The sequence below is a fragment of the Alteromonas sp. MmMcT2-5 genome (assembly GCF_022348315.1).
Taxonomy (GTDB): Bacteria; Pseudomonadota; Gammaproteobacteria; order Enterobacterales; family Alteromonadaceae; genus Alteromonas; species Alteromonas macleodii.
Window position 1 is genome coordinate 1 of record NZ_JAKRFB010000117.1, and the last position, 2,541, is coordinate 2,541.

A 2,541-nucleotide genomic window follows, 5' to 3' on the forward strand; every position below is an offset into this window, starting at 1 on the left:
TCTGCATTCGGCCGCCTCTTATTTATCTAAAACCAGAAATTCCGTACCGGAATAAATTAAAGCTATAGATTAAATTTCTATTTCCTCACAGGGAAGGCTTTCCTGCGGGTGATTTTTAATTCAAAGAGGAAGGATTATCATGTCAAGAAAACCTAACATCACAATTTCATATGAAGACTTGAGTGATATTGAAGAACAGCTAAGAAAAATTAAATTACCGGCTGAAAGGTTTGACGAATTAGAAAAAGAATTAGTTCGCGCCAAAGTCGTTAACATTAAAGATCTTGCTCCAGACGTCGTGGCAATAGGTTCTCAGGTTACATTTAAAATAAGTAAGTTTGATAAATACTTGACTAAAACACTCTGCCTTCCATTGGATATGCATAAATACGAAGACGGCATTTCAATTTTCGCACCAATTGGCTCGGCATTAATAGGTTTAAGAGCTGGTCAAAAAATTAGCTGGAATACTAAAAGTGGCGAACAACAAATTGATATATTAGAAGTAAAAAGAAAAGTCCGTTATCTCGTCTGTGATTAGAAGGTAATCATTAACAGGTTGATTTATGAATTATTTAAGTACTACTATTTCTCAGCTAAAACAAAGCAGTCCGGCACAAACTGAATTTTATCAGGCTGTTGAGGAAGTCCTGCGAACTCTGGAACCTGTTCTGGAAAAAAACAACTATTATGCGAAGCATTCAATTATACAGCGATTAGTTGAACCCGAAAGACAAATTATGTTTCGGGTGCCCTGGCAAGATGACAGCGGAAATATACAGATTAATAAGGGATACCGCATTGAATTTAATTCGGCACTTGGTCCGTACAAAGGAGGACTTCGTTTTCATCCTTCGGTCAATGCCAGTATTATAAAATTCTTAGGATTTGAACAAATATTTAAAAATGCGTTAACTGGCCTGCCAATTGGGGGGGGCAAAGGAGGCGCAAATTTCGATCCAAAAGGACGAAGCGATGCCGAAATAATGCGTTTTTGTCAGTCATTCATGAACGAACTCTATCGTCATATTGGACCCAATACTGATGTGCCTGCCGGTGATATTGGTGTAGGCGCCAGAGAAATAGGCTACATGTTCGGTCAATACAAAAGACTGACCGGGAAATATGAGGGCGTACTTACCGGAAAAGGTTTGCTTTGGGGGGGGTCGTACGCGCGAAAGGAGGCAACAGGATATGGAACAGTATATTTCGCAGATCACATGCTTAATGCACGAGGCGAAAACTTACAAGGACAACGTTGCCTCGTGTCCGGTGCTGGAAATGTCGCTATTTATGCAATGGAGAAGCTTTATCAACTTGGTGCTACTCCTATTGCCTGTAGTGACTCAACCGGTACGCTATATCATGCGCAAGGGTTGGATCTGTCTCTTATTAAGGAACTCAAAGAAAAAGAACGTACTTCGCTTTTACGTTACTTAAAGTCTCACCCCAGGGCACAGTTCATTCCGATCAGTGAATATCCTTCAGGAGGACATACTATTTGGCGATACAAGGCAGACTTAGCGTTTCCATGTGCCACACAAAATGAGTTAACAACTCGTGATGCCGAAGCACTGGTTTCTAATGGATGCAAATTGGTGAGTGAAGGTGCAAATATGGCTTCTTCACAAGGTGCGGTAGAGTACTTTCTTAAAGCCGGTATTTCTTATGGTCCGGGTAAGGCCGCTAACGCCGGGGGAGTAGCGACAAGTCAGTTAGAAATGGCGCAAAACGCCAGTATGCAAAAATGGACTTTCGAGCAAGTCGATTGTCAATTACTACAAATAACGAAGGATATTTATCTACGAGCCAGTGAGACTGCAAGAGAATTCGGTGCGCCCGGTAACCTTGTATTAGGAGCTAATATTGCTGCCTTTCGTCGGGTTGCAGACGCAATGATTGAGCAAGGTGTAGTTTAAAAAACGCTTAAAGTGAATTCAGATCGCCTCGAAATTCATGTCAAATCTAGAGGCTGTTGATCTTTGAACATTATTTGTTCAGCAGTACATTGGTAGCCACATCATCATGAATGCCAATGCGACTGTACTGCTATAGTTTAGAGCTAGCTTGTCGTATCTTGTTGCTATAGCACGGTACCTTTTTATCCTCAAAAACGCGTTTTCAACAAGGTTCCTATATCGATACAGGCACCAGTCCATATCGGCATTACCTAACTTGTTATTTCTTTTGCGTGGAATTTTGGCATCTGCTCCACTTTCTTCTACATAAGCTCTAAAGGATTCACTGTCATAGCCTTTATCAGCACAAACAATATCGGCTTGTGGAGAGTTTAGTATCAGGCTTTGTGCATGTACGATGTCATTCACTTGACCACCGGATAGTTCAAAATAAACGGGCAAGCCACCGCTATCTACTGCAAGGTGAATTTTCGTTGAGTTACCACCTCGACTTTTTCCGATGGCCTCATCTTGTTTACCCGCTGCACCGCTACTATCCTGATGCGCTTTAACTATACTACCATCAAGAAACAACCATTCTGGGTCACCCTCGGAGGCTAAGCTTTCAAATAACTTTTGCAAT

At 41.4% G+C, this 2,541-nt stretch carries 3 protein-coding genes; 2 read left to right on the plus strand and 1 reads right to left on the minus strand.

The genetic code is table 11. The annotated features are described in order from the left end of the window. The first annotated feature begins 139 nt into the window (after positions 1-139). Positions 140-541 carry a GreA/GreB family elongation factor gene (locus tag MHN09_RS21100; protein WP_239241824.1) on the plus strand — a complete coding sequence of 134 codons (402 nt, stop codon included), beginning with the start codon at positions 140-142 and terminating at the stop codon, positions 539-541. Between the two features lie 25 nt (positions 542-566). Beyond that, the gene (gene gdhA, locus MHN09_RS21105) at positions 567-1,919 is read left to right on the plus strand and encodes an NADP-specific glutamate dehydrogenase (RefSeq protein WP_049588184.1); all 1,353 of its coding nucleotides are present in this window, start codon (positions 567-569) and stop codon (positions 1,917-1,919) included. Positions 1,920-1,997: 78 nt separating this feature from the next. On the opposite strand, the gene MHN09_RS21110 is transcribed toward gdhA, so the two are convergent. Next, the coding region (locus tag MHN09_RS21110) for an IS5 family transposase (protein ID WP_239241825.1) at positions 1,998-2,541 on the minus strand (544 nt) is incomplete at its 5' end.

Bases quoted from the DNA above. Each gene is read 5' to 3' on its own strand.
- gdhA (WP_049588184.1), top strand. From the start codon at position 567: ATGAATTATTTAAGTACTACTATTTCTCAGCTAAAACAAAGCAGTCCG.
- MHN09_RS21100 (WP_239241824.1), top strand. From the start codon at position 140: ATGTCAAGAAAACCTAACATCACAATTTCATATGAAGACTTGAGTGAT.